This is a genomic window from Mycolicibacterium sp. XJ870 (genome assembly GCF_053483975.1).
This window is the reverse complement of the sequence record NZ_JBEFTI010000010.1, coordinates 16,483-37,516: the sequence shown is the minus strand read 5'-3', so window position 1 is coordinate 37,516 and position 21,034 is coordinate 16,483. Positions and strand designations below refer to the sequence as shown.

General features: G+C 65.7%; 17 protein-coding genes and 1 tRNA gene. 10 read left to right on the top strand and 8 right to left on the bottom strand.

The features are described 5' to 3' along the window. Position 1: 1 nt before the first annotated feature. The 7 genes from ABQF30_RS26135 to ABQF30_RS26105 all read left to right on the top strand — a co-directional run bounded on the left by ABQF30_RS26135 (position 2) and on the right by ABQF30_RS26105 (position 7,998). Entirely contained in the window at positions 2-2,002 is a 2,001-nt protein-coding gene (locus ABQF30_RS26135) for an acetyl/propionyl/methylcrotonyl-CoA carboxylase subunit alpha (protein ID WP_448469307.1), read from the top strand. Beyond that, positions 1,999-3,159, top strand: a complete 1,161-nt coding sequence (locus tag ABQF30_RS26130) for an acyl-CoA dehydrogenase family protein (protein WP_448469305.1) — start codon at positions 1,999-2,001, stop codon at positions 3,157-3,159. The genes ABQF30_RS26135 and ABQF30_RS26130 overlap by 4 nt, the downstream gene beginning before the upstream one ends. Beyond that, positions 3,156-3,644 (top strand): MaoC family dehydratase, encoded by a 489-nt coding sequence (locus ABQF30_RS26125; RefSeq protein WP_448469303.1) that lies wholly within the window; start codon positions 3,156-3,158, stop codon positions 3,642-3,644. Before ABQF30_RS26130 ends, ABQF30_RS26125 begins: the two co-directional genes overlap by 4 nt. After that, on the top strand, positions 3,641-4,453 hold the full coding sequence (locus ABQF30_RS26120) for an HpcH/HpaI aldolase/citrate lyase family protein (protein WP_448469301.1): 813 nt from the start codon (positions 3,641-3,643) through the stop codon (positions 4,451-4,453). The genes ABQF30_RS26125 and ABQF30_RS26120 overlap by 4 nt, the downstream gene beginning before the upstream one ends. A gap of 242 nt (positions 4,454-4,695) precedes the next feature. After that, the gene (pdhA, locus tag ABQF30_RS26115; protein ID WP_448469299.1) at positions 4,696-5,775 is read left to right on the top strand and encodes a pyruvate dehydrogenase (acetyl-transferring) E1 component subunit alpha; all 1,080 of its coding nucleotides are present in this window, start codon (positions 4,696-4,698) and stop codon (positions 5,773-5,775) included. 1 nt (position 5,776) lies between these two features. Continuing rightward, on the top strand, positions 5,777-6,835 hold the full coding sequence (locus ABQF30_RS26110) for an alpha-ketoacid dehydrogenase subunit beta (protein ID WP_448469297.1): 1,059 nt from the start codon (positions 5,777-5,779) through the stop codon (positions 6,833-6,835). Next, entirely contained in the window at positions 6,832-7,998 is a 1,167-nt protein-coding gene (locus ABQF30_RS26105) for a dihydrolipoamide acetyltransferase family protein (protein ID WP_448469295.1), read from the top strand. The genes ABQF30_RS26110 and ABQF30_RS26105 overlap by 4 nt, the downstream gene beginning before the upstream one ends. Before the next feature lie 7 nt (positions 7,999-8,005). On the opposite strand, the gene ABQF30_RS26100 is transcribed toward ABQF30_RS26105, so the two are convergent. The 8 genes from ABQF30_RS26100 to ABQF30_RS26065 form a co-directional block, all read right to left on the bottom strand. Then, on the bottom strand, positions 8,006-8,758 hold the full coding sequence (locus ABQF30_RS26100) for an enoyl-CoA hydratase (protein ID WP_448469293.1): 753 nt from the start codon (positions 8,756-8,758) through the stop codon (positions 8,006-8,008). 117 nt (positions 8,759-8,875) lie between these two features. After that, positions 8,876-9,361 carry a DinB family protein gene (locus tag ABQF30_RS26095; RefSeq protein WP_448469291.1) on the bottom strand — a complete coding sequence of 162 codons (486 nt, stop codon included), beginning with the start codon at positions 9,359-9,361 and terminating at the stop codon, positions 8,876-8,878. Positions 9,362-9,418: 57 nt separating this feature from the next. Then, positions 9,419-10,027: a class I SAM-dependent methyltransferase gene (locus ABQF30_RS26090; protein ID WP_448469289.1), complete on the bottom strand. Its 609-nt coding sequence runs from the start codon at positions 10,025-10,027 to the stop codon at positions 9,419-9,421. A gap of 70 nt (positions 10,028-10,097) precedes the next feature. Beyond that, positions 10,098-10,664 carry a TetR/AcrR family transcriptional regulator gene (locus ABQF30_RS26085; protein ID WP_448469287.1) on the bottom strand — a complete coding sequence of 189 codons (567 nt, stop codon included), beginning with the start codon at positions 10,662-10,664 and terminating at the stop codon, positions 10,098-10,100. A gap of 25 nt (positions 10,665-10,689) precedes the next feature. Further along, a complete protein-coding gene (locus ABQF30_RS26080; RefSeq protein WP_448469682.1) occupies positions 10,690-13,545 on the bottom strand; it encodes an MMPL/RND family transporter in 2,856 nt (951 codons plus the stop codon). A gap of 32 nt (positions 13,546-13,577) precedes the next feature. After that, positions 13,578-14,018: an MmpS family transport accessory protein gene (locus ABQF30_RS26075; RefSeq protein WP_448469285.1), complete on the bottom strand. Its 441-nt coding sequence runs from the start codon at positions 14,016-14,018 to the stop codon at positions 13,578-13,580. Between the two features lie 174 nt (positions 14,019-14,192). Next, entirely contained in the window at positions 14,193-15,245 is a 1,053-nt protein-coding gene (locus ABQF30_RS26070) for an NAD-dependent epimerase/dehydratase family protein (protein WP_448469283.1), read from the bottom strand. 102 nt (positions 15,246-15,347) lie between these two features. Beyond that, a tRNA-Arg gene (locus tag ABQF30_RS26065) sits at positions 15,348-15,420 on the bottom strand. 135 nt (positions 15,421-15,555) lie between these two features. On the opposite strand from ABQF30_RS26065, the gene ABQF30_RS26060 reads away from it, so the two are divergent. Genes ABQF30_RS26060 through ABQF30_RS26050 form a run of 3 tightly spaced genes read left to right on the top strand, consistent with a single transcriptional unit; the run spans position 15,556 to position 21,019 of the window. After that, positions 15,556-17,019, top strand: coding sequence for a wax ester/triacylglycerol synthase family O-acyltransferase (locus ABQF30_RS26060; protein WP_448469281.1), 1,464 nt, complete (start codon positions 15,556-15,558; stop codon positions 17,017-17,019). Positions 17,020-17,048: 29 nt separating this feature from the next. Beyond that, positions 17,049-18,647 (top strand): HAD-IB family hydrolase, encoded by a 1,599-nt coding sequence (locus ABQF30_RS26055; protein WP_448469680.1) that lies wholly within the window; start codon positions 17,049-17,051, stop codon positions 18,645-18,647. Beyond that, on the top strand, positions 18,644-21,019 hold the full coding sequence (locus ABQF30_RS26050) for a glycerol-3-phosphate 1-O-acyltransferase (protein ID WP_448469279.1): 2,376 nt from the start codon (positions 18,644-18,646) through the stop codon (positions 21,017-21,019). The genes ABQF30_RS26055 and ABQF30_RS26050 overlap by 4 nt, the downstream gene beginning before the upstream one ends. Positions 21,020-21,034 lie beyond the last annotated feature (15 nt).

The following is a 21,034-nucleotide window of genomic DNA, read 5'->3' as shown; positions in this document are numbered from 1 at the left end:
GATGAACCAGAGTTCGACTTTCGACACTGTCCTGGTGGCCAACCGTGGCGAGATCGCGGTGCGGGTCATCCGAACCCTGCGCGCCATGGGGATCCGTTCGGTCGCCGTGTTCAGCGAGGCCGACGCCGGTGCCCGGCACGTATTGGAAGCTGATGTGGCGGTCTGTATCGGCCCGGCCGCCGCCCGGCAGAGTTACCTGAACATCGAGGCCGTCCTCAACGCGGCCCAGCGCACCGGTGCCCAGGCGATACACCCCGGATACGGATTCCTTTCCGAGAACGCGGATTTCGCCACCGCGCTGGATGCCGCCGGCATCGTGTTCATCGGACCGCCCGCGTCCGCCATCGCGACGATGGGCGACAAGATCGCGGCCAAGGCCGCGGTGTCGGAGTTCGGTGTTCCGGTCGTGCCGGGTATTTCTCGGCCCGGTCTGACCGACGAGGACCTGATCGCGGGGGCCGCCGAGGTCGGTTACCCCGTGCTGGTCAAGCCGTCCGCCGGCGGTGGAGGTAAGGGCATGCGCGTCGTCGAGCAGGCCGCCGACCTCCCACCCGCATTGGTCAGCGCCCGGCGCGAAGCGGGTGCGGCGTTCGGTGACGACACGTTGTTCCTGGAGCGATTCGTGTTGCGCCCCCGCCACATCGAGGTGCAGGTGCTGGCCGACAGTCACGGCAACGTGATCCACCTCGGAGAGCGCGAGTGCAGTCTGCAGCGCCGCCATCAGAAGGTCATCGAGGAGGCGCCGTCGCCGCTGCTGGACGCTGCCACCCGGGCCAGGATCGGCGCCGCCGCGTGCGATACCGCGCGTAGTGTCGACTACACGGGCGCGGGCACGGTGGAGTTCATCGTCTCCGCCGACCGGCCCGATGAGTTCTTCTTCATGGAGATGAACACCCGCCTGCAGGTAGAGCATCCGGTCACCGAGATGGTCACCGGAATCGACTTGGTGGAACAGCAGATCCGTATCGCCGCCGGCGAGAAGCTGGCGATCGCTCAGGACGACATCGTCATGAGCGGTCATGCCGTGGAAGCCCGGGTGTATGCCGAGGACCCCGCCAACGGTTTCCTGCCGACCGGGGGACCGGTTCTCGGTCTCAGTGAACCGACGGGTCGCGGTGTACGGGTCGATTCCGGGCTGGCGGTGGGCACCGTCGTCGGCAGCGACTACGACCCGATGCTGTCGAAGGTGATCGCCCACGGCAGCGACCGGACGGCCGCCCTGCAGATACTGGACCGAGCATTGGCAGGCACCGCGGTCCTCGGCGTCACCACCAACGCCGAGTTCTTGCGCTTCCTGCTGGCTGATTCCGACGTCGCGGCCGGCCGACTGGACACCGGCCTGCTGGACCGCCGCGCGCCTGACTTCGCTCCTGCGCCAGTTGGCGACGAGCAGCTGATCGCGGCGGCGGCCTACAAGTGGGTCCGCAGCTGGACGGCGGCCGGCGACAACCTTTGGGACGTGCCCTCCGGCTGGCGGATGGGTGAGCGGGCACCGGCCGCCTTCCGCCTGCACGCAGCCGAGCGCACCGATCACGTGTATTTGACCGGCACGCCGCAGCATGCGACCGCCACCGTTGAGCACGGCGACATCCACACCGTCAGTGCGACTTTCGCCGGTGACCGGTTGGCGCTCACCCTCGACGGGCTACGGACCGACTATCTGGTGGTCACCACCGATGGACAGATCTGGCTGTCCGGCGGGGGACGGAGCTTTGTCGTCGAGGAGCTGCGCGAGGCGCCGGTACGCCCCGACGACGAACACAGCGGGGACGCCGAACTCGTCAGCCCGATGCCCGGATCTGTTGTCGCCGTTGGTGTTGAGAATGGCGCCGAGATCACCGCAGGCACCGTTGTCGTCACCGTCGAGGCGATGAAGATGGAGCATGCACTGACCGCACCGACCGACGGTGTGGCCGCAGTGCTCGTCGCCGTCGGCGACCAGGTCAAAGTGGGCCAGCCGTTGGCCCGGATCACCGCTCACCCACAGGAGAACCAGCAATGAGTGACTTCCTCTCGACCGGCACGCTGCCGGACCACTATGCACAGCTAGCCAAGACGGTCCGCGACTTCGCCCAGACCGTCGTGGCCCCAGTGTCCGCCAAACACGATGAGGAACATTCGTTCCCGTACGAGGTCGTGGCGGGCATGGCCGACATGGGCTTGTTCGGCCTGCCGTTCCCCGAAGAGTACGGCGGCATGGGCGGGGACTACTTCGCGCTGTGCCTGGCCCTCGAAGAGCTCGGCAAGGTCGATCAGAGCGTGGCCATCACGTTGGAGGCCGGGGTCTCGTTGGGCGCGATGCCGGTGTACCGCTTCGGTAATGACGCGCAGAAGCACGAATGGTTGCCGCTGCTGGCGAGTGGCAAGGCGCTGGGTGCGTTCGGCCTGACCGAGGCCGGTGGCGGCAGCGATGCGGGGGCCACCAAGACCACCGCGAAGTTGGATGGGTCGACGTGGGTTATCAACGGCTCCAAGCAGTTCATCACCAACTCGGGCACCGACATCACCAAGCTGGTGACGGTCACGGCGGTCACCGGTGAGGTTGCGGGCAAGAAAGAGATTTCGTCGATCCTGGTGCCGGTGCCGACCGAAGGGTTCACCGCCGAGCCTGCCTACAACAAGGTCGGCTGGAACGCCTCGGACACCCACCCGCTGAGCTTCGACGACGTCCGGGTGCCTGCCGAGAACCTGCTCGGGGAACGCGGCCGCGGCTACGCAAACTTCCTGCGCATCCTCGACGAGGGCCGCATCGCGATCGCGGCGTTGTCGGTCGGGGTCGCACAGGGATGCGTGGACGAATGCGTCAAATATGCGAAGGAACGTCAGGCCTTCGGCGCGGCCATCGGTACCTACCAGGCCATCTCCTTCAAGATCGCCCGCATGGAGGCTCGTGCACACACCGCGCGCGCCGCGTACTACGACGCCGCGGCGCTGATGCTGGCCGGCAAGCCGTTCAAGAAGGCGGCCTCGGTGGCCAAGCTGGTGTCCAGCGAGGCGGCGATGGACAACGCCCGCGACGCCACCCAGATCTTCGGTGGCTACGGCTTCATGAACGAGTATCCGGTGGCCCGGCATTACCGGGACAGCAAGATCCTCGAAATCGGGGAAGGGACAACGGAAGTGCAGCTGATGCTGATCGCACGGGAGGTTGGCCTGTGAATGAGAAGAGGGTGGTAGAGCAGCGCGGATTGTGGTTCGAGGAATTCGAAACCGGGGTGCTGTACCTGCACCGGCCGGGCCGCACCATCACCGAGGCCGACAACGTGCTGTTCACCACGCTGACGATGAACACCCAGGCGCTACATCTGGACGCCGCGTTCTCCGACGCCCTGCCGCCGTTCAACCAGCGGCTGGTCAATTCGATGTTCACGCTGTCGACGCTCGTCGGGCTGTCGGTGGCGCAACTGACCCAGGGCACCATCGTCGGAAATCTCGGATTCTCCGACATCGCCTTCCCCAAGCCACTTTTCCACGGTGACACGCTCTACGCCGAAACCGAGATCACCGATAAGCGTGCGTCCAAGAGCCGGCCGGGGGAGGGCATCGTGACCTTCGCGCACACCGGCCGCAACCAGCACGGTGACGTCGTCGCGACCGCGTCGCGCAAGACCATGGTGCGGATGCGCCCGGCAGAGGAGGCGTGATGCTCTCGAACACTGGGCCGGGATGGCTGTTCTGCCCGGCGGACCGGCCGGAGCGTTTCGAGAAGGCCGCGGCGGCAGCCGACGTCGTCATCCTCGACCTGGAGGACGGGGTCGCGGCCAAGGACCGCGAAGCGGCCCGCCGGGCGCTCATCGACACCCGGCTGGATCCGGCTCGTACGGTCGTGCGGGTCAACCCGAGCACCACCGCCGATCACGAGCTTGACCTCAAGGCCGTCGCGGCGACCGAATACACCACGGTGATGCTGGCCAAGTCCGAGCACCCCGAGCAGGTGGCCGCGCTGGCCCCGCTGAATGTGGTGGTGCTCATCGAGACGCCGCTGGCCGCCCTCAACGTCGCCGCGCTGGTGCAGCCCGACAATGCGTTCGCGGTCATGTGGGGCGCCGAGGACCTGTTCGCGGTCACCGGCGGTACCGCCAACCGGCGCGCCGACGGCAGCTACCGCGACGTCGCCCAGCATGTGCGGTCGCAGACCCTGCTGGCCGCGAAGGCCTACGGCCGGATGGCGCTGGACTCGGTGTACCTCGACATCAAGGATCTCGACGGCCTGCGCGCCGAGGCCGACGACGCGGTCGCGGTCGGATTCGACGCCAAGGTGGCGATTCATCCGTCCCAGGTGGCGGTCATCCGATCCGCTTATGCCCCGACTGATGACCAGATTGTCTGGGCGCGCGCGGTGCTGGACGAGGCGACCAGGGCGCGTGGCGTATTCCAGTACGACGGACTGATGGTCGACGCACCGGTTCTGCGCCGTGCCGAGCGGATCGTCGCACTCGCGCCACGGAGCTGACTCGCACGCAGGACGCGACACGCGTCCAATCCGTTACCAGCGATGGACGCGGCCGCATTCGAATCGGGCGCATAATGGCGGTGATGCCCCAGTGCCGCGACGTACCGAGCGCATTGTCCGGCTAGCGCCTTACCCTGGCGACTAGCCGGAGGCCCCTCACCAGGGGTTTTGCTCTAAACGCCGCTGCATTGAGCACCTCACGGAACGACGGCGCAACATGCCGTCACCGACAAGGAGGCGGTATGGCCATCGAAGTGGAGATCGAGCTTGATCCGGTGCGTCTGGTCGACGCCGACGGATCGCCGACATCCGAGTCGCGCTACAGCCGCGATCTACCCCCGGAAACGCTGGGTTGGCTCTACGAATCGATGGTTGTCACGCGTGACCTCGACACCGAGTTCATCAACCTGCAACGGCAGGGTGAGCTGGCCCTGTTCGCGTCGTGTCGCGGTCAGGAGGCCGCGCAGATCGGTGCGACGGCGTGCTTACGCAAAACCGACTGGCTGTTTCCGCAATACCGCGAGATCGGCGCATTTCTGCTGCGGGGAATCACTCCCGGCCAGATGGGCGCGGTGTGGCGCGGCAAATGGCACGGTGGCCTGGAATTCACCAGCAAGTGTGTCGCGCCGATAGCCATCCCGATCGGCACCCACGGCCTGCACGCGGTGGGTGCGGCGATGGCCGCACAGCGGCTCGGCGAGGACTCGGTCACGGTCGCGTTTCTCGGCGACGGCGCCACCAGTGAGGGCGACGCCCACGAAGCGCTGAACCTGGCCTCGGTGTTCAAAGTGCCGTGCGTGTTCTTCGTGCAGAACAACCAGTGGGCGATCTCGGTGCCGGTCAGCCATCAGCAGGCCGGGCCGTCGATCGCGCACAGGGCGATCGGTTACGGCATGCCGGGAATTCGCGTCGACGGCAATGACGTTTTGGCGTGCTACGCGGTGATGTCCGAGGCTGCCGAACGGGCGCGTCATGGCGGCGGCCCGACGCTGATCGAGGCGATCACCTATCGAATGGGCCCACACACCACCTCCGACGATCCGACCCGTTACCGGTCGGCCGACGAGGTGGACGAGTGGCAGGCGCGCGACCCGATCTCGCGGTACCGCACCTATCTCGAATCGGTGGGGGTGTGGTCGGACCGACTGCGGGAACGGGTGGCCGCGAGATCGGCGCGGCTGTGCGCCGATTTGCGCGACGCCATTGTCGGCGCAGCCGATTTCGACCCCGCCGAACTGTTCGAGAGCGTGTACGCCGAGATCACCCCGGATCTGGCGAAGCAGCGTGATCAGCTGCTGGCCGAGTTGGCGAAGGAGGCTTGACATGACCCAGACGATCGATCGGCCTGCAGCCCAAGGTGATTCGCCCGAGCCGTGGGGGCCCATCCTCACCCAGGTGCCTGCGGTGACCGAACTGACCATGGTGCAGGCCATCAACCAGGCACTGCACGATGCAATGGCCGCCGACGACCGGGTGCTGGTATTCGGTGAGGACGTCGCGACGCTCGGGGGCGTGTTCCGGGTCACCGAGGGGCTCAGTGAAACTTTCGGAGCAGAACGGTGTTTCGACACTCCGCTGGCTGAATCCGCCATCATCGGAATCGCGGTCGGGTTGGCCGTGCGAGGCTTCAGCCCGGTGCCCGAGATCCAGTTCGACGGCTTCAGCTACCCGGCGTTCGACCAGATCGTCAGTCATCTGGCCAAGTACCGCATGCGAACCCACGGCGACATCGACATGCCGGTGACGGTGCGTATCCCGTCGTTCGGTGGGATCGGTGCCGTCGAGCATCATTCCGAATCCACCGAAAGTTACTGGCTGCACACCGCCGGACTGAAGGTCGTGGTGCCCTCTACCCCCAGTGACGCGTACTGGCTTCTGCGGCATTCGATCGCCTGCAAGGATCCGGTGATCTATCTGGAACCGAAGCGGCGCTACTGGGCACGCGAGCCCGTCGACACCAGCACGCCGGGCTTGCCGATCGGGCGGGCTACGGTGCGGCGCACCGGTACTGATGTCACTGTGGTCACCTACGGTGGGCTGGTCGGCACGGCACTGAGTGCGGCAGACCTGGCTGCCGAACGCGGTTGGAGCCTGGAAGTGGTCGACCTGCGCTCGCTCAATCCGCTCGACTTCGACACGGTTGCGGGCTCCGTACGCCGCACAGGCCGTGCCGTGGTGATGCATGAAGGGCCGCGCACCTTGGGCTTCGGCGCCGAACTGGGCGCCCGCATCTCGGAGGAGCTGTTCTACGACCTGGAATCGCCGGTATTGCGCGCCACCGGTTTTGACACACCGTACCCGCCGGCCCGGTTGGAGAAGGTGTGGTTGCCCGGCGTCGACCGATTACTGGATTGCGTCGAACGCGCGATGGAGCAGCCGTGACCTCCCGGGATTTTCTGGTCCCCGATCTCGGCGAGGGCTTGCAGGACGCCACCATCACCAGTTGGAACGTCGCGGTCGGTGACACCGTCGAACTGAACCAGACCCTGTGCACGGTGGAAACCAACAAGGCCGAGGTGGAGATTCCCAGCCCATATGCCGGCCAGGTGCTCGAACTCGGCGGTGGGGCGGGCGACACCCTCGCCGTCGGGGCGGTGCTGGTGCGGATCGCGACCAGTGAGCCTGCGAGGACGAACGGCACTGGCACCCAGCGCAAGTCGGTGCTCGTCGGTTACGGCGCCGACGACACCATGGATGCGAGTCGCCGTGATGTGCCCACGCAACGCCCACGGGCCAAACCGCCGGTCCGCAAACTGGCTGCCGACTTGCATGTCGACCTGACCGCGCTGACGCCGTCGGGGCCGGAGGGGATTGTTACGCGCGACGATGTGCTCGCGGCGGCGGGCAGTTCGGAGATGGTCGATGTGCGTGGTGTCCAGGCGGAGATGGCGCGACGGATGTCGTTGTCGCGACGCGAGATCCCCGATGCCCATGCCCGGACCGACGTGGATTGCTCGGCCTTGGTTCGACTGCGGGATCGGATCCGAGAGGTCGACGCCGAGCTGCCGATCACTCCGTTCGTGCTCACGCTGCGGTTGCTGACGATTGCGTTGCGCCGTCACCCGATCCTGAACTCCACGTGGGTGGAAACCACCGGCGGTCCGCAGATTCACCAACACCCCTCGGTGCACCTGGGTTTCGGCGTGGCCGCCCCCCGGGGACTGCTGGTACCCGTGGTCCGTGACGCACACAGTTTGACGACCCGTGAGCTGGCCGCGGCAGTGGCGCGACTTGTCGAGGCGGCCCGCGCGGGCACGCTCAAGCCGGGGGAGCTGACCGGGTCGACGTTCACGGTGTCGAACTTCGGTGCCCTTGGTATCGATGACGGCGTGCCGGTGATCAACTACCCGGAGGCGGCGATTCTCGGCATGGGATCGTTGAAGCCGCGTCCGGTGGTGGTCGACGGTGCTGTGCTGGCGCGGCCGACCATGTCGCTGACCTGTGCCTTCGACCATCGCGTCGCAGACGGCGCACAGGTGGGAGCGTTCCTGCGGGATCTGCGCGGCTTGATCGAGGAGCCGGAACTGGCGCTGCTGGAGCTCTAAGCGAGCGCTACTTGCGTTTCGCGGCGGCGAGCCGGCGGGCGAATTCCGGTGATTCGATCGAGGCGGCCTGCGGGCCGAGTTCGGTGTCGACGGCGATCCGGTGCTGGTCGATGTCGATGACGCCGGGATTGGCAGTCGCCCGCATCGATGCCTTTGTCGCGATCACCACGTCACGCGGTGCGCCGGCCGGACCGGCCGCCAATTCGCGTGCCGCGGCGACCGGATCCTCGGCGACGCTGAGCGCCAGGCCGTGGCGCACTGCGGCCTCCGCGTCGAACCGCATGCCGAACAACAGGGACGCGCGAGCCACCTGCGGACCGACGGCCCGCTGGAGCATCCACGTCGCACCGCCGCCGGGATGGATACCGAGCTTCTGGAACCGGGGGTCGAACAATGCGGCGGGTCCGGCGATGCGCACGTCGGCGGCCAGCGCGAGGTTCAGGCCGGCGCCTACCGCGGCGCCGTTGACCGCCGCGATCGTGGGCAGGGTGCAGTGTGCGACGGCCAGAAATCCGTCGTAGATCTTGCGCAAACCGTCCCCGGTCGCTTCGCCGAGCGCGGTCAGGTTCGCCCCCGCACAGAACGCTTTACCTGAGCCGGTGACGATCACCGCGTGTACGTCAGGGTTGGCCTCGGCTGCGTCGACGGCGGCGCGCAATGCCGCCGAGATTTCGAATGTCACCGCATTGCGGCGATCGGGATCGTTGACGGTGATCAGTGCGATGCGGTCATCGACCTGCGTGAGTACGAGTTCGGACACGGGCCGAGCCTAACCGTCCAGAGTTTCGTCACGCTGGAGTGGCGCCCGAGCCCCGCGGCCACTCCAGCGTGACAAACCGCGGGCCGGGCTGGGCGCGAGCAGGCGAGCAGCGCGCGGTCAACGGCCCGTCGAGCCGTCGATGAGCTCCCGCAGGATGTCCATGTGTCCCGCATGACGGCCCGTCTCTTCGATCATGTGGGTGAGGGCCCACCGCATCGACGGGGGCGGCCCTTTGTGTGCCGGCCGTCCACACGGTGCCTCGAGATCGGCACAGGCCGCAATCGCGTCGTTGGCCTGGGCGGTCGCGCGTCGGTACTCGGTGGTCAGCGACAGCACAGTACTGGCGGCGGAAGCGTGAAACGTTGTCGGCCAATCGGTGACATCCTCACCCAGAAACGTGAACTTCTCCACGGCGATCAGATGGTTGAGCAGCCCGAGCAAGTTGGTGCCCGACGGGACACCGGGTTCCCGGACCTGCGGTTCGGGCGTGCCCTGCACTTTCGAAATCACCGACGCGCGAAGGTAGTCGAGGAACCCGACGAGAACGTCACGCTCGGATCCGCCGACTGCGGGCGGTGGCATATCTCGTCGCCGCGGTGCCATGGGACGACATTAGCGCGGCAGTTGAATGTGCCGGCAGCAGTCAGACGCGATCGGCTCTCAGTTCGCGGCCGACCATCGCAGCAGGTAGCGGTAGTACAGCGCCCGCCGGGTCGACGCTCCCGGGAGAACCTCCGCGGCGACGCGACGGATCTCGTCGAGGTCCTCGGCCGGATCGGCCACGACAACGCCGATGTCCTGTGTTTCCCGGTGCCACCATGATCCCAGTCGCACTGACGGCAGGCACAGGCCGGACCAGAGCCAGTCGCGAAGCGACTTGTTGGCGGACAACCCGACCACCGCGATCTCACCCGACGGGGTCAGCAATCCGCGGGCCTTGGTCAGGGCATCCCGCAGGTTCATGTGATGCAGACTCGCGACCAACGTGATGAGGTCGAACCTGCGCGCACCGCAATCGAAGTCTTCGAAACTGGTTTGCGCCACAGTGACATTGGGATAGTCGGCAAGCCGGTACCAAGCGCGCTGGAGTGCCGCGGGCTCTGGATCGATCGCGGTGACCGAGCGCGACACCGGAGACAATCGCTGCGTCAGCAGACCGTCCCCGCAGCCGACATCGAGCACGTCACCTCGGTGTCGGGAGGCAATACCCACCAACCAAGGGTGGTAGGCGGTGTTGTGATTCCAGTACTCATCGGTTGGCTGACTCACAACTTCGACTGTGCCACGGGGGCCGACAGTGCCTGCTCAGCCGATGCCGAGGGTCCGAAATGCCCGATTGTCAGTCGCTGGTGCGAACTCCACGTTCAAAGGTGCGGATGACGGCGGGAGCGGCCGCGTGTTGCGGCATCAGGCCATCCTTGGAATCCTGGCAGGCCCATTTGACCAGACCGTACAGCGCATGCTCGATCCACATCGTGCTGACCTCCGAGTCGAACACACCGTCGGCCTGCCCACGCTGGATCAGCCTGGTCAATCTGGTTGTATCGGGCAGTGATTCGGGTGGCATGTCGCGGGTCAGCACAGGATCGCCGAACAGGAACAGGATCCGGTTCCCGACGGAGATCATCGCGTTGATCACTCGGCGCATGGCATCGATCGGGCGGCCGTCCTCAGGTGCCGCGGCTGCCACGGCGTCGGTCACGACCCGCACGGAATCCAAAATGGTTTCGTTGATCAGGCTTTCCCGGTCTGGGAAATACCGATGCACAGTGGTGCGGCCGACACCGGCGGCCCTGGCGATGTCGGGCAGGGTGGCGGTCCGGTCATCGGCCAGCACCGTCGCGGCGGCCTCGATGATCGCGTCGCGGGTGCGCGCCTGGGTGGCCGAGAGCTCGCCGGAACTCATGCGCCGATGATATCGACGCGATGCCTCATGACGGGCTCACCACAGGTATCGGGGTGGTGTCGTCGCGTCGGAAACGCGCCGGGCGCTGGCGCACCCGTAGCGGCCACCAGAACCAGCGACCCAGGATCGCGGCGATAGTGGGCGTCATCAGCGACCGCACGACGAGGGTGTCGAACAACAGGCCAAGGCCGATGGTCGTGCCGCCCTGCCCGATTGCAATGAGATCGCTGGTGGCCATCGACGCCATCGTGAAGGCGAACACCAGGCCGGCGGCGGTGACCACGCCGCCTGTCGCGCCCATGGCTCTGATGATGCCCGTGTTGATGCCCGCGCCGATCTCCTCCTTCATCCTGGACACCACCAGAAGGTTGTAGTCCGATCCGACGGCCAGCAGCACGATGACCGAGAACGCCAACGTCATCCAGTGCAGGTCCATACCGAGCAGGTACTGCCAGACCAGTACCGAAAGGCCGAATGATGCGGCGAGGGAGAGGATCACGGTTCCCACGATGACGAATGACGCGATCAAGGCACGGGTGATCAACAGCATCACCATGAAGATCAACGTGATGGCGCCGAGAGCGGAGATCAGCAGATCCCACTGTGCACCCACCTGGATGTCCTTATAGGTGGCCGCGGTACCCCCGAGGTAGATCTTGGCGTCGGCCAGCGGGGTCGTCTTGATGGACTCCCGGGCGGCCTGCAGTAACGGGTCCACATGCGAAATGCCTTCGGTGGTCGCCGGATCGACGTCGTGGGTGATGATGAACTGGGCGGCCTGACCGTCCGGCGAGACCATCAGTTCCAGCCCGCGTTTGAAGTCTGGATTGTCGAACGCCTCGGGCGGTAGATAGAACGAGTCGTCGTTGCGGGCGTCGTCGAACGCCTGGCCCATGACCGATGCGGTGTCGGTCATCTGGCCGATCTGATCGACCATCCCGTTGAACGTGCTGTACATCGTCTGCATGGTGGACTGCATGCTCTTCGAGATGGCGATCATCGGCGGCAGTTGTGCCACCAGTTGTGGCATCAGCTGATCCATCTCGGTCATGTTCTTCATCGACTTGGTGATGCTGTCACTCATGTCGTTGATGCCGTCGAGTCCGTCGAACACCGAACGCATGGCGTGGCAGGCCGGGATGTCGAAGCAGTGCGGTTCCCAGTAGAAGTAGTTGCGCATCGGCCGCATGAAGTCATCGAAATCCGCGATGTGGTCGCGCATTTCGGTGGTGTTGGCTTCCATCTCCGTCATGGAAGCGGTGAGGTCGTGGGTGATGTCGGTCATTCGATTCATCAGGTCCAGCATGTTTTCCATGATCGTGACCATCCGGCCCAGATCGTCGGTCATGGTGAGCATGTCGCCCATGCGCTCGCGGAGGAATTGCAGGTTCTCGGTCATGGACACCGACTGCATGCTCACCTGGAACGGCACCGAGCTGTGGGCGATGGGGCGGCCCAGCGGACGGGTGATGCTCTGTACGCGCGAGATGCCCGGAACACGGATCAATTCCCTGGCGATCTTGTCCAGCACGATCATGTCCGCGGGGTTGCGCAGGTCTCGGCCCGCGTCGACCATCAACAGGTCCGGATTCATCCGTGCCGCGGTGAAATGTCTTTCGGCGGCGGCATATCCGACGTTGGATGGCAAATCCTGGGGAATGTATTCCCGCTCGTTGTAGGAGGTCTTGTAGCCGGGCAGTGCCAGCAGTCCGACGAGCGCGATGGCGATCGCTGCGGCCAGGATGGGCCCCGGCCAGCGCACCACCGAGGTGCCGACCTTGCGCCAGCCTCTGGACCGGATCTCGCGCTTGGCGTCGAACATGCCGAAGCGGCTGCCCACCACCAGGACTGCCGGCGCCAGCGTGAGCGAGGCAATCACCACAACGAGCATGCCGATGGCACTCGGGATGCCCATGGAACTGAAATAGTTCAACCTGGTGAAGTGCAGGCACAACATGGCCCCCGCGACGGTGAGGCCGGAGCCGAGGATGACGTGCCCCACTCCGCGAAATGCAGTGTAGTAGGCGTCGTCTCGGTCCTGACCCTTCTGCCGGGCTTCCTGGTAGCGGCCGACGAGGAAGATCGCGTAGTCGGTTCCGGCGGCAATCGCCAACGAGGTCAACAGGCTGACGGCGAACGTTGACAGGCCCAGCAGATGAGCGTGGCCGATAGCCGCCACAACACCACGGGCCGCCGACATCTCCAGCAGCACGACGATCAGCATCAGCAGCGTGGTGCCGATCGACCGGTACACCACCAGCAGCATCACGGCGATCACGGCGATCGTGACGAACGTGATGGTGATCATGCTCTTGTCGCCGGCCTCGTTCATGTCCGTGGTGAGCGGACCCTGGCCTGTCACATAGGCTTTCACGCCTGCCGGCGGGTCGGAGTCTTCGATGATCTTGCGGACCGCGGCAACCGACTCGTTGGCCAGCGTCTCACCCTGGTTGCCCGCGAGATTGACCTGAACGTAGGCGGCCTTGCCGTCGGTGCTCTGCGACCCCGCCGCAGTGATCAGGTCACCCCAGTAGTTCTGTACGTGCTGAACGTGTTCGGTGTCGGCCTCGAGCGTGCGGACCAGATCGTCGTAGTAGTGGTGGGCTTCGTCGCCGAGCGGTTGGTCGCCTTCCAACACGACCATCGCGATGGTGTCGGAATCGAATTGATCGAAGCGCTCGCCGATCTTCTTCATCGCCACCAGCGCCGGTGCGTCCTGTGGGGACAACGACACCGAGTTCTCGTGGCCGACGACCTCGAGTTGCGGGACGAGAGCGTTGAGGGCGACGACGAGCACAACCCACGCCAGGATGATCGGGATCGCGGCGACGCGGATGACGCGGGCCGGCCCGGAATGCGATCCCGCCTGGCCGCTGCCGATGCGCGATCCGCCTTCGGCTCCTCGCCGGCCGCTCACGCTGCCTTCTCCAAGCAGAAGGCCTGGGCGTGGTGCTGGGTCACCGTTTGGTCGTCTCTGACTTCTCCGTTGACGACGATCCGGCAGGTGATCACGTCGCTGTCTCCTTGTGCCACCACGTTGGCGAACACCGTCGGCAGGGTGGTGACGACCTCGTGCCGCCATGGCAGCGAGTCGAAACTCTCGGTATGCGGTTGGGCGTCGGCATCCAGGTAGCTGACGTGGCCGCTGGTTGCGCTGGGGCCGTCGATCTCGTAGACCACGCGCTTGGGGTTGAACTCCACGATGTCGTCGCCGGCGGCCTGCCCAGGGTCGGTCTTGATGTGCGTACCGAAGACCCCGTGCATGCGGTTCATCGCAAACCCGCTGATGGCGAGTACGGCAACCAACACCAATGGAATCCAGAATCGTCCGAGTACCCGAAACAGCCCAGCCACGGGCCACCGCCTTCCGACCGGCGCACCCCAGCCGAAACCCCTTCCGACCCGCACCGCTCGGGAGAACTTAGCAGTTCAATAATGGATCGAGTACGTTCCAAAAAGGAAGTTTGATCTTCCTCACACTTGGGTCTCACCGGGAATTTTGTTGACCCTCGACCGCAGTCGGTGCGGCTAGCGGGCTCGCTGACCGACGCCTGTCACCAGCTCCTTTATGCGGAATCTTCCGCCGGCAGCCGGGTCGAGTGGGGGTGTGTCCATCCCGCTGCCGTCCCGCAGCCCGTCGAGGAACTCGCGTATCGCGTCGAGTGCGGTATGTGTCGGTGTCCAGCCGAGCTCCTCGGTGGCCCGCGTGGTGTCCATGATCGGCAGGCTCAGCGCCAGATCGACAAGCGTCGGGCTGGCGGGCACCAGGTGAAGATTCCAAGCCGCGGCTACCGCGGCGCGGATCGGCCGCAACGGCACCCTCATCGAGCGGGCACCCAGCAGTTGGCCGAGGGTGTCCGCATCAAGGACAGGTTCGGCGGCGAGGTTGAACGCGCCATGCACGGGGCGCTGGACCGCCAGGCGGTACGCGTCGGCTGCGTCCATTGAATGCAGTGCCTGCAACCGCAAGCCCGGTAGGTCGGGAATGATCGGCAGCAGCTCCGGGCGAACCAACTTGTTGGGCAGGAGCGGGCCGGCGAACAGACGGCGCTGTTCGGCTGCCGACTCCCGCTTGAAGATGAACGCGGGCCGCATCCGGACCACCCGCAAGTCCGGGTGAACTTGTTCGAAGTGATCCAGTACCCGCTCTAGATAGGACTTCTCGCGACCGTAGGCCGCGGTGGGAAGGGCGTGGGTGGGCCACGACTCGTCGACGCCGCGGTCTTGCGGTCCGGGGGAATAGGCCCCTACCGACGAGGCGTACACCAACGCCCGGACCCCCGCGTTCGCGACGGCATCGAATACCCGGATGCTTCCGAGCACGTTGTTGCGCCACGTTGCGAGTTCGTCGTGGGTGGGCTGGAAGATCCACGCCAGGTGTACGACGGCGTCGGCGCCTCGGAAGTGAGGTTCCAGCTCGTCGCACGAGACGTCCGCTTCGACCCATCTCGTCTTGGGCGGTTGCCATCGTGGCTTGCGTCGCGCAATCCCCACGATCGAATCCACGTGGTCATCAGCCGCCAGGACTTCGACCACGCTGCTGCCCACGTTGCCGGTTGCGCCGACGACCACCACTCGCATCGCTGATCACGCTCCACCGCGTTGGTTTTCAGCGCGTGAGTACCCGCTGGGCGGAGCCGATATGCCTGCAGCGCCAAGACTCCAGGAGTATCGGCGTTGTAGCGCCCCCGGCAGGGATCGAACCTGCGACCGACCGCTTAGAAGGCGGTTGCTCTATCCGCTGAGCTACGGGGGCAGTGCCGGACGAGTCTATCGTGGGGCCCTCTCGCCCCCGCACCTGTGACACCCGGCAAAGCTCACCCGTGGCTACTGGTCGCGGACTAGCGTGGATGTTGCACGCGGCAGGCCGGGAGGGGAGAGGGACCACGCTATGAGCGAAGTGTCGGAGGTCGACGCGGCGGGACTGCCCGAGGAGCTGAGTGCCGTAGACCAGTTGTTGCATCGTGGGGAGGCCAACCCGCGCACCCGGTCGGGCATCATGGGCGTCGAGATCCTCGATACCACCCCGGATTGGGAGCGGTTCCGCACCCGGATGGACAACGCTTCGCGCAAGGTCCTTCGGCTGCGCCAGAAGGTGGTGATGCCGACGTTGCCTACGGCGGCGCCGCGTTGGGTCGTCGACCCGGATTTCAACTTGGACTACCACGTTCGACGGATGCGCGTTCCCGAGCCGGGCACCGTTCGGGAACTCCTCGACCTCGCCGAGGTGGCGATGCAGTCGCCGATGGACATCTCGCGGCCGCTGTGGAGCGCGACGCTCGTCGAAGGACTGGCAGGCGGGCGCGCCGCCACGATGCTGCACCTGAGTCACGCGGTGACCGACGGCGTGGGCAGTGTCGAAATGTTCGCGAGCATCTACGACTTGGAGCGCGATCCGGAACCCACTGCGACAGCCCCGCTGCCGATCCCACAGGACCTCTCGCCCAATGACCTGATGCGCCAAGGCATCAACCGACTTCCGGGCTCCATCGTGGGCGGTGTGTTCGGCGCGCTCGGCGGCGCGGCGCGGGTCGCCACGCGAGTGGTGCGGGACCCGGTGTCGGCGGTCAGTGGAGTGGTGGATTACGCGATGTCGGGGGCGCGGGTTATGGGCCCGGCCGCTGATCCGTCGCCGCTACTGCGGCGACGCAGCCTGTCCACGCGCACCGAGGCGATCGACATTCCGTTCGGTGATCTGCACCGTGCGGCGAAAGCCGCAGGCGGCTCCATCAACGACGCCTACCTGGCGGGGCTGTGCGGCGCGCTGCGGCGCTACCACGACGCGATGGGCATTCCGATCCAGGCACTGCCGATGGCGGTTCCGGTGAATCTGCGATCCCAGGACGATCCGTCGGGCGGAAACCGGTTCGCCGGGGTGAATCTCGCGGCGCCGATCGGTATCAGCGATCCCGAGACGCGCATCAAGGCGGTCAGGGCGCAGATGACAAGCAAACGAGAAGAGCGGGCGATCGATGTGGTCGGCGCGATCGCGCCGGTGATCAGCCTGCTGCCCGACACCTTCCTGGAGTCGATGGCCGGATCGGTGGTGAACTCCGATGTGCAGGCCAGCAATGTGCCGGTGTACGCCGGTGACACCTATATCGCCGGAGCGAAGATCTTGAGGCACTACGGGATCGGTCCACTGCCCGGCGTCGCGATGATGGTCGTGCTGGTCTCGCGGTCGGGCTACATCACCGTCACCGCCCGCTACGACCGCGCTGCCATCACCGACGTACCGCTGTTCGCGCGGTGCCTACAGGACGGCTTCGACGAGGTGCTCGCACTGGGCGGGGACGCCTGCTGTGTCCCAGCCTCGTTCGATTCCGACGCGACGAATGGGAGTGTCGCACAGTGACTTCAGCTCGACCGGCAAATCAGAAGCAGATGCGGCTGCCGGGGACGCTTGCCGAGATCGAGGCCAGCCCGGAGGGGCCCGAGATCGGCGCGTTCTTCGATCTGGACGGCACGCTGGTGGCCGGCTTCACCGGCGTGCTCATGACGCGGGACCGCCTGCGGCGTCGCCAAATGGGGGTCGGCGAGTTCATCGGGATGGTGCAGGCGGGGCTCAACCACCAGTTGGGCCGATCGGAGTTCGAGGACCTCATCGGCAAGGGCGCGCGGATGCTGCGCGGCAATTCGCTCAGCGACCTCGACGAACTGGGAGAGCGGCTGTTCGTCCAGCACGTGCAGTCCCGCATGTACCCCGAGATGCGGGCGATGGTGCGGGCACACCAGGACCGCGGACACACCGTGGTGCTCAGCTCGTCGGCGTTGACGTTGCAAGTGGAGCCCGTGGCGCGGTTTCTGGGCATCGACCATGTGCTCAGCAACAAGTTCATGACCGACGACGACGGCTTGATCACCGGTGAGGTGACGACGCCGATCCTCTGGGGGCCCGGCAAAGCTCGTGCGGTGCAGGGGTTTTCGATGGCCAACGGCATCGACCTGACGAAGAGCTACTTCTACGCCGACGGTGACGAGGACGTCGCCCTGATGTATCTGGTGGGCAACCCGCGGCCGACCAACCCGGCAGGCAAATTGGCGGCGGTGGCGGCCAAACGTGGCTGGCCGGTGTTGAAGTTCACCAGCCGCAGCGGCAGCAGTCCGATCTCCCAGTTGCGGACCGTGGCGGGCGTGGCGTCCATGATGCCGGTCGCGGCCGGCGCCCTGGGTTGGGGTCTGCTCAACCGCAACCGGCGCCGCGGGGTCAACTTCTTCACCGCCACCTGGAGCCGCGCACTCTTGACGGCCACCGGTGTGAATCTCAATGTGCTGGGCGAGGAGAACCTGACTGCCCAGCGGCCCGCGGTGTTCATCTTCAACCACCGCAACCAGGCTGATCCGATCATCGCGGCGTCACTGGTGCGCGACAACTTCACCAGTGTGGGTAAGAAGGAATTGGCCAACGACCCGATCGTCGGCACGATCGGGCGGGTGATGGACGCGGCCTTCATCGATCGCGACGACCCCAAGAAGGCCGTTGAGGGTCTCCAGAAGGTGGAAGATCTGGCCCGCAAAGGTCTCTCGATTCTCATCGCCCCCGAAGGCACCCGCCTGGACACCACCGCGGTGGGTTCGTTCAAGAAGGGCCCGTTCCGCATCGCGATGGCGGCGGGTATCCCGATCGTGCCCATCGTGATACGCAATGCCGAGGTGATCGCGGCGCGAGACTCCAGCACCTTCAATCCGGGGACCGTGGATGTCGCGGTGTATCCACCGATTGCGGTGGACGACTGGACTGTCGAAGATCTGCCCGAGCGCATCGCCGCGGTCCGCCAGATCTACTTCGACACGTTGAAATCATGGCCGCACGACGAGCTGCCGCAGTTCGACATCTATTCACAACCCACGGCGGCGAAGAAGTCTCCCGCTCGGAAGGCCGCCAAGAAGGCGCCTGCGAAAGCTGCCAAGAAGGCGCCTGCGAAAACCACTGCGGCCAAACCGAAGACAGGCACCGGTCGGACCGCCAAGGGTCGGCCGTGACCGCTCCCGCCGAGTATTTCGCCAGCTTCACCACCTCGGACGACGCGCTGATCCTGGCGTCGGTTTCTTCACCGGCCGAACTCGAATTGCTCAACGACTGGCTGAAGGCGCACCGGCGTGATCACCCCGATTCCAAGATCGAGGTGCTGCAACTCCCGGCTGCCGACGAGCCGGCGCCGGGTGTGCTGGCTCAGTTGGTCGAGGAACTCGAGGCCGAGGAGGACAGGCTTGTCGTTCCGGTGCGAGTGTTCTGGGTGCCGGCCGGTCTGCCCACCCGGTTGAAAGTCGTGGCGCTGATGTCGGGCCGCGACACCTACCGGCCACCGGAGATCCTGCAGCGGCGCATCCTGCGCAAGGATCCGTCTCGCGCACGGGTGGTGGCCGGCGAACCGGCCAAGGTGTCCGAACTGCACAAGCAGTGGAGCGAGAACACTCTCGCCGAAAACCCCAGGGAGTTCGCCCATTTCGTGCTGCGTAGGGCGGCGCTGGCGATCGAACGGGTGGAGTTGCGGCTGCTCGGCCCGGAATACAAGTCGCCGCGGCTGGTCAAGCCGGAAATGCTGGCGTCGACCAAGTTCCGGAAAGGGCTGGAGGAGATCCCCGGTGCGACGGTGGAAAAGGCCGGTGAGATGCTCGACGAGCTCGCCACCGGGTGGAGCCGGTTCTCCGTCGATTTGATCCCCACGCTGGGACGGTCGATATTCAGCCGGGGATTCGACCCGCGCATCGACTATGCCCGATCCGAGATCGAGTCCATGCGCCATGCCCTGGAACAACATCCGGCCGTGCTGTTGTTCTCCCATCGGTCCTACCTCGACGGCGTGATCGTCCCGGTGGCCATGCAGGAGAACCGGCTGCCGCCGGTGCACACCTTCGCCGGGATCAACCTGTCGTTCGGCTTGATGGGTCCGTTGTTTCGGCATTCCGGGGTCATCTTCATCCGCCGCAAGCTCGACGATCCGTTGTACAAGTACGTGTTGCGGCAGTACGTCGGCTACATCGTGGAGAAGCGGTTCAACCTGAACTGGTCCATCGAGGGCACCCGGTCACGCACGGGAAAGATGTTGCCGCCCAAGCTCGGATTGCTCGCCTACGTCGCCGACGCCTATCTGGACGGCCGCAGCGAGGACATCCTGCTGCAGCCGGTGTCGATCAGCTTCGACCAATTGCACGAGACCGCCGAGTATGCGGCCTATGCCCGCGGCGGGGAGAAAACACCCGAAGGCCTGAGCTGGCTCTACAGCTTCATCAAGGCGCAAGGCGAACGCAACTACGGCAAGATCTATGTTCGCTTCCCCGAAGCGGTTTCGATGCGGCAATACCTCGGCGAGCCGCACGGCCAGATGGCGCAGGACGCGGCGGCCAAGCGCCTGGCCATGCAGAAGATGGCGTTCGAGGTGGCCTGGCGGATTCTGCGGGTCACCCCCGTCAACGCGACGGGGTTGGTTTCGGCGCTGCTGCTCGCCACCCGCGGAGTCGCACTGACCCTGGACCAGCTGCACCACACCCTGCAGGACTCCCTGGATTACCTGGAGCGCAAGAACACCCCGATGACAAACAGCGCGCTGCGGCTGCGGACGCCCGATGGGGTGCGCTCGGCGGTCGACGCGTTGTCGCACGGTCACCCGGTGACGATGGTGGACAGCGGGCGGGAGCCGGTGTGGCGCATCACCGCGGAGTGCGAACTCGAAGCCGCCTTCTACCGCAACTCACTGATCCATGCATTCCTGGAGACCTCGATCGTCGAGCTCGCGCTCGCCCATGCTGCGCACGCCGAAGGCGATCGGCGGCAAGCGTTCTTCGACCAGGTGATGCGCCTGCGTGACCTGCTCAAATTCGACTTCTACTTCGCCGATTCGGCGGCGTTCCGTAACAACGTCATCGAAGAGATGTCCTGGTTGGCCCGCACGGGAGGAGGGCAGAGCACCGGAGACTGGGAGTCGTATGTCACGGCCGGTGGCGAGGAGAGCTACGAACTGCTGCGCACCAAACGCCCGCTGATCGCGGGCGCGATGTTGAGGCCTTTTTTCGAGGCATACGCGATCGTGGCCGACGTACTACGCGACGCGCCCACCGAGATCTCCGAGAAGGATTTGACGAAGCTGGCCTTGGGTGTGGGAAGGCAGTACATCGCGCAGGATCGCGTGCACAGCAATGAGTCGGTATCGGCACTGCTGTTCGCCACCGCACGACAGGTGGCAGCGGATCAGAATCTCCTGGAACCCGGTCCGGATCTGACGTCGCGCCGCACTGTCTTCCGCGACGAGTTGCGCGGCATCCTCGCCGATATGGACAAGGTTGAGCAGATCGCGCGTGAGCAGTTCGCCGTCAGGGAACTGGCGCGGCGCCGGGCGCGCGGCGAATCCGCGTAGCGCTCACGGTGTGGG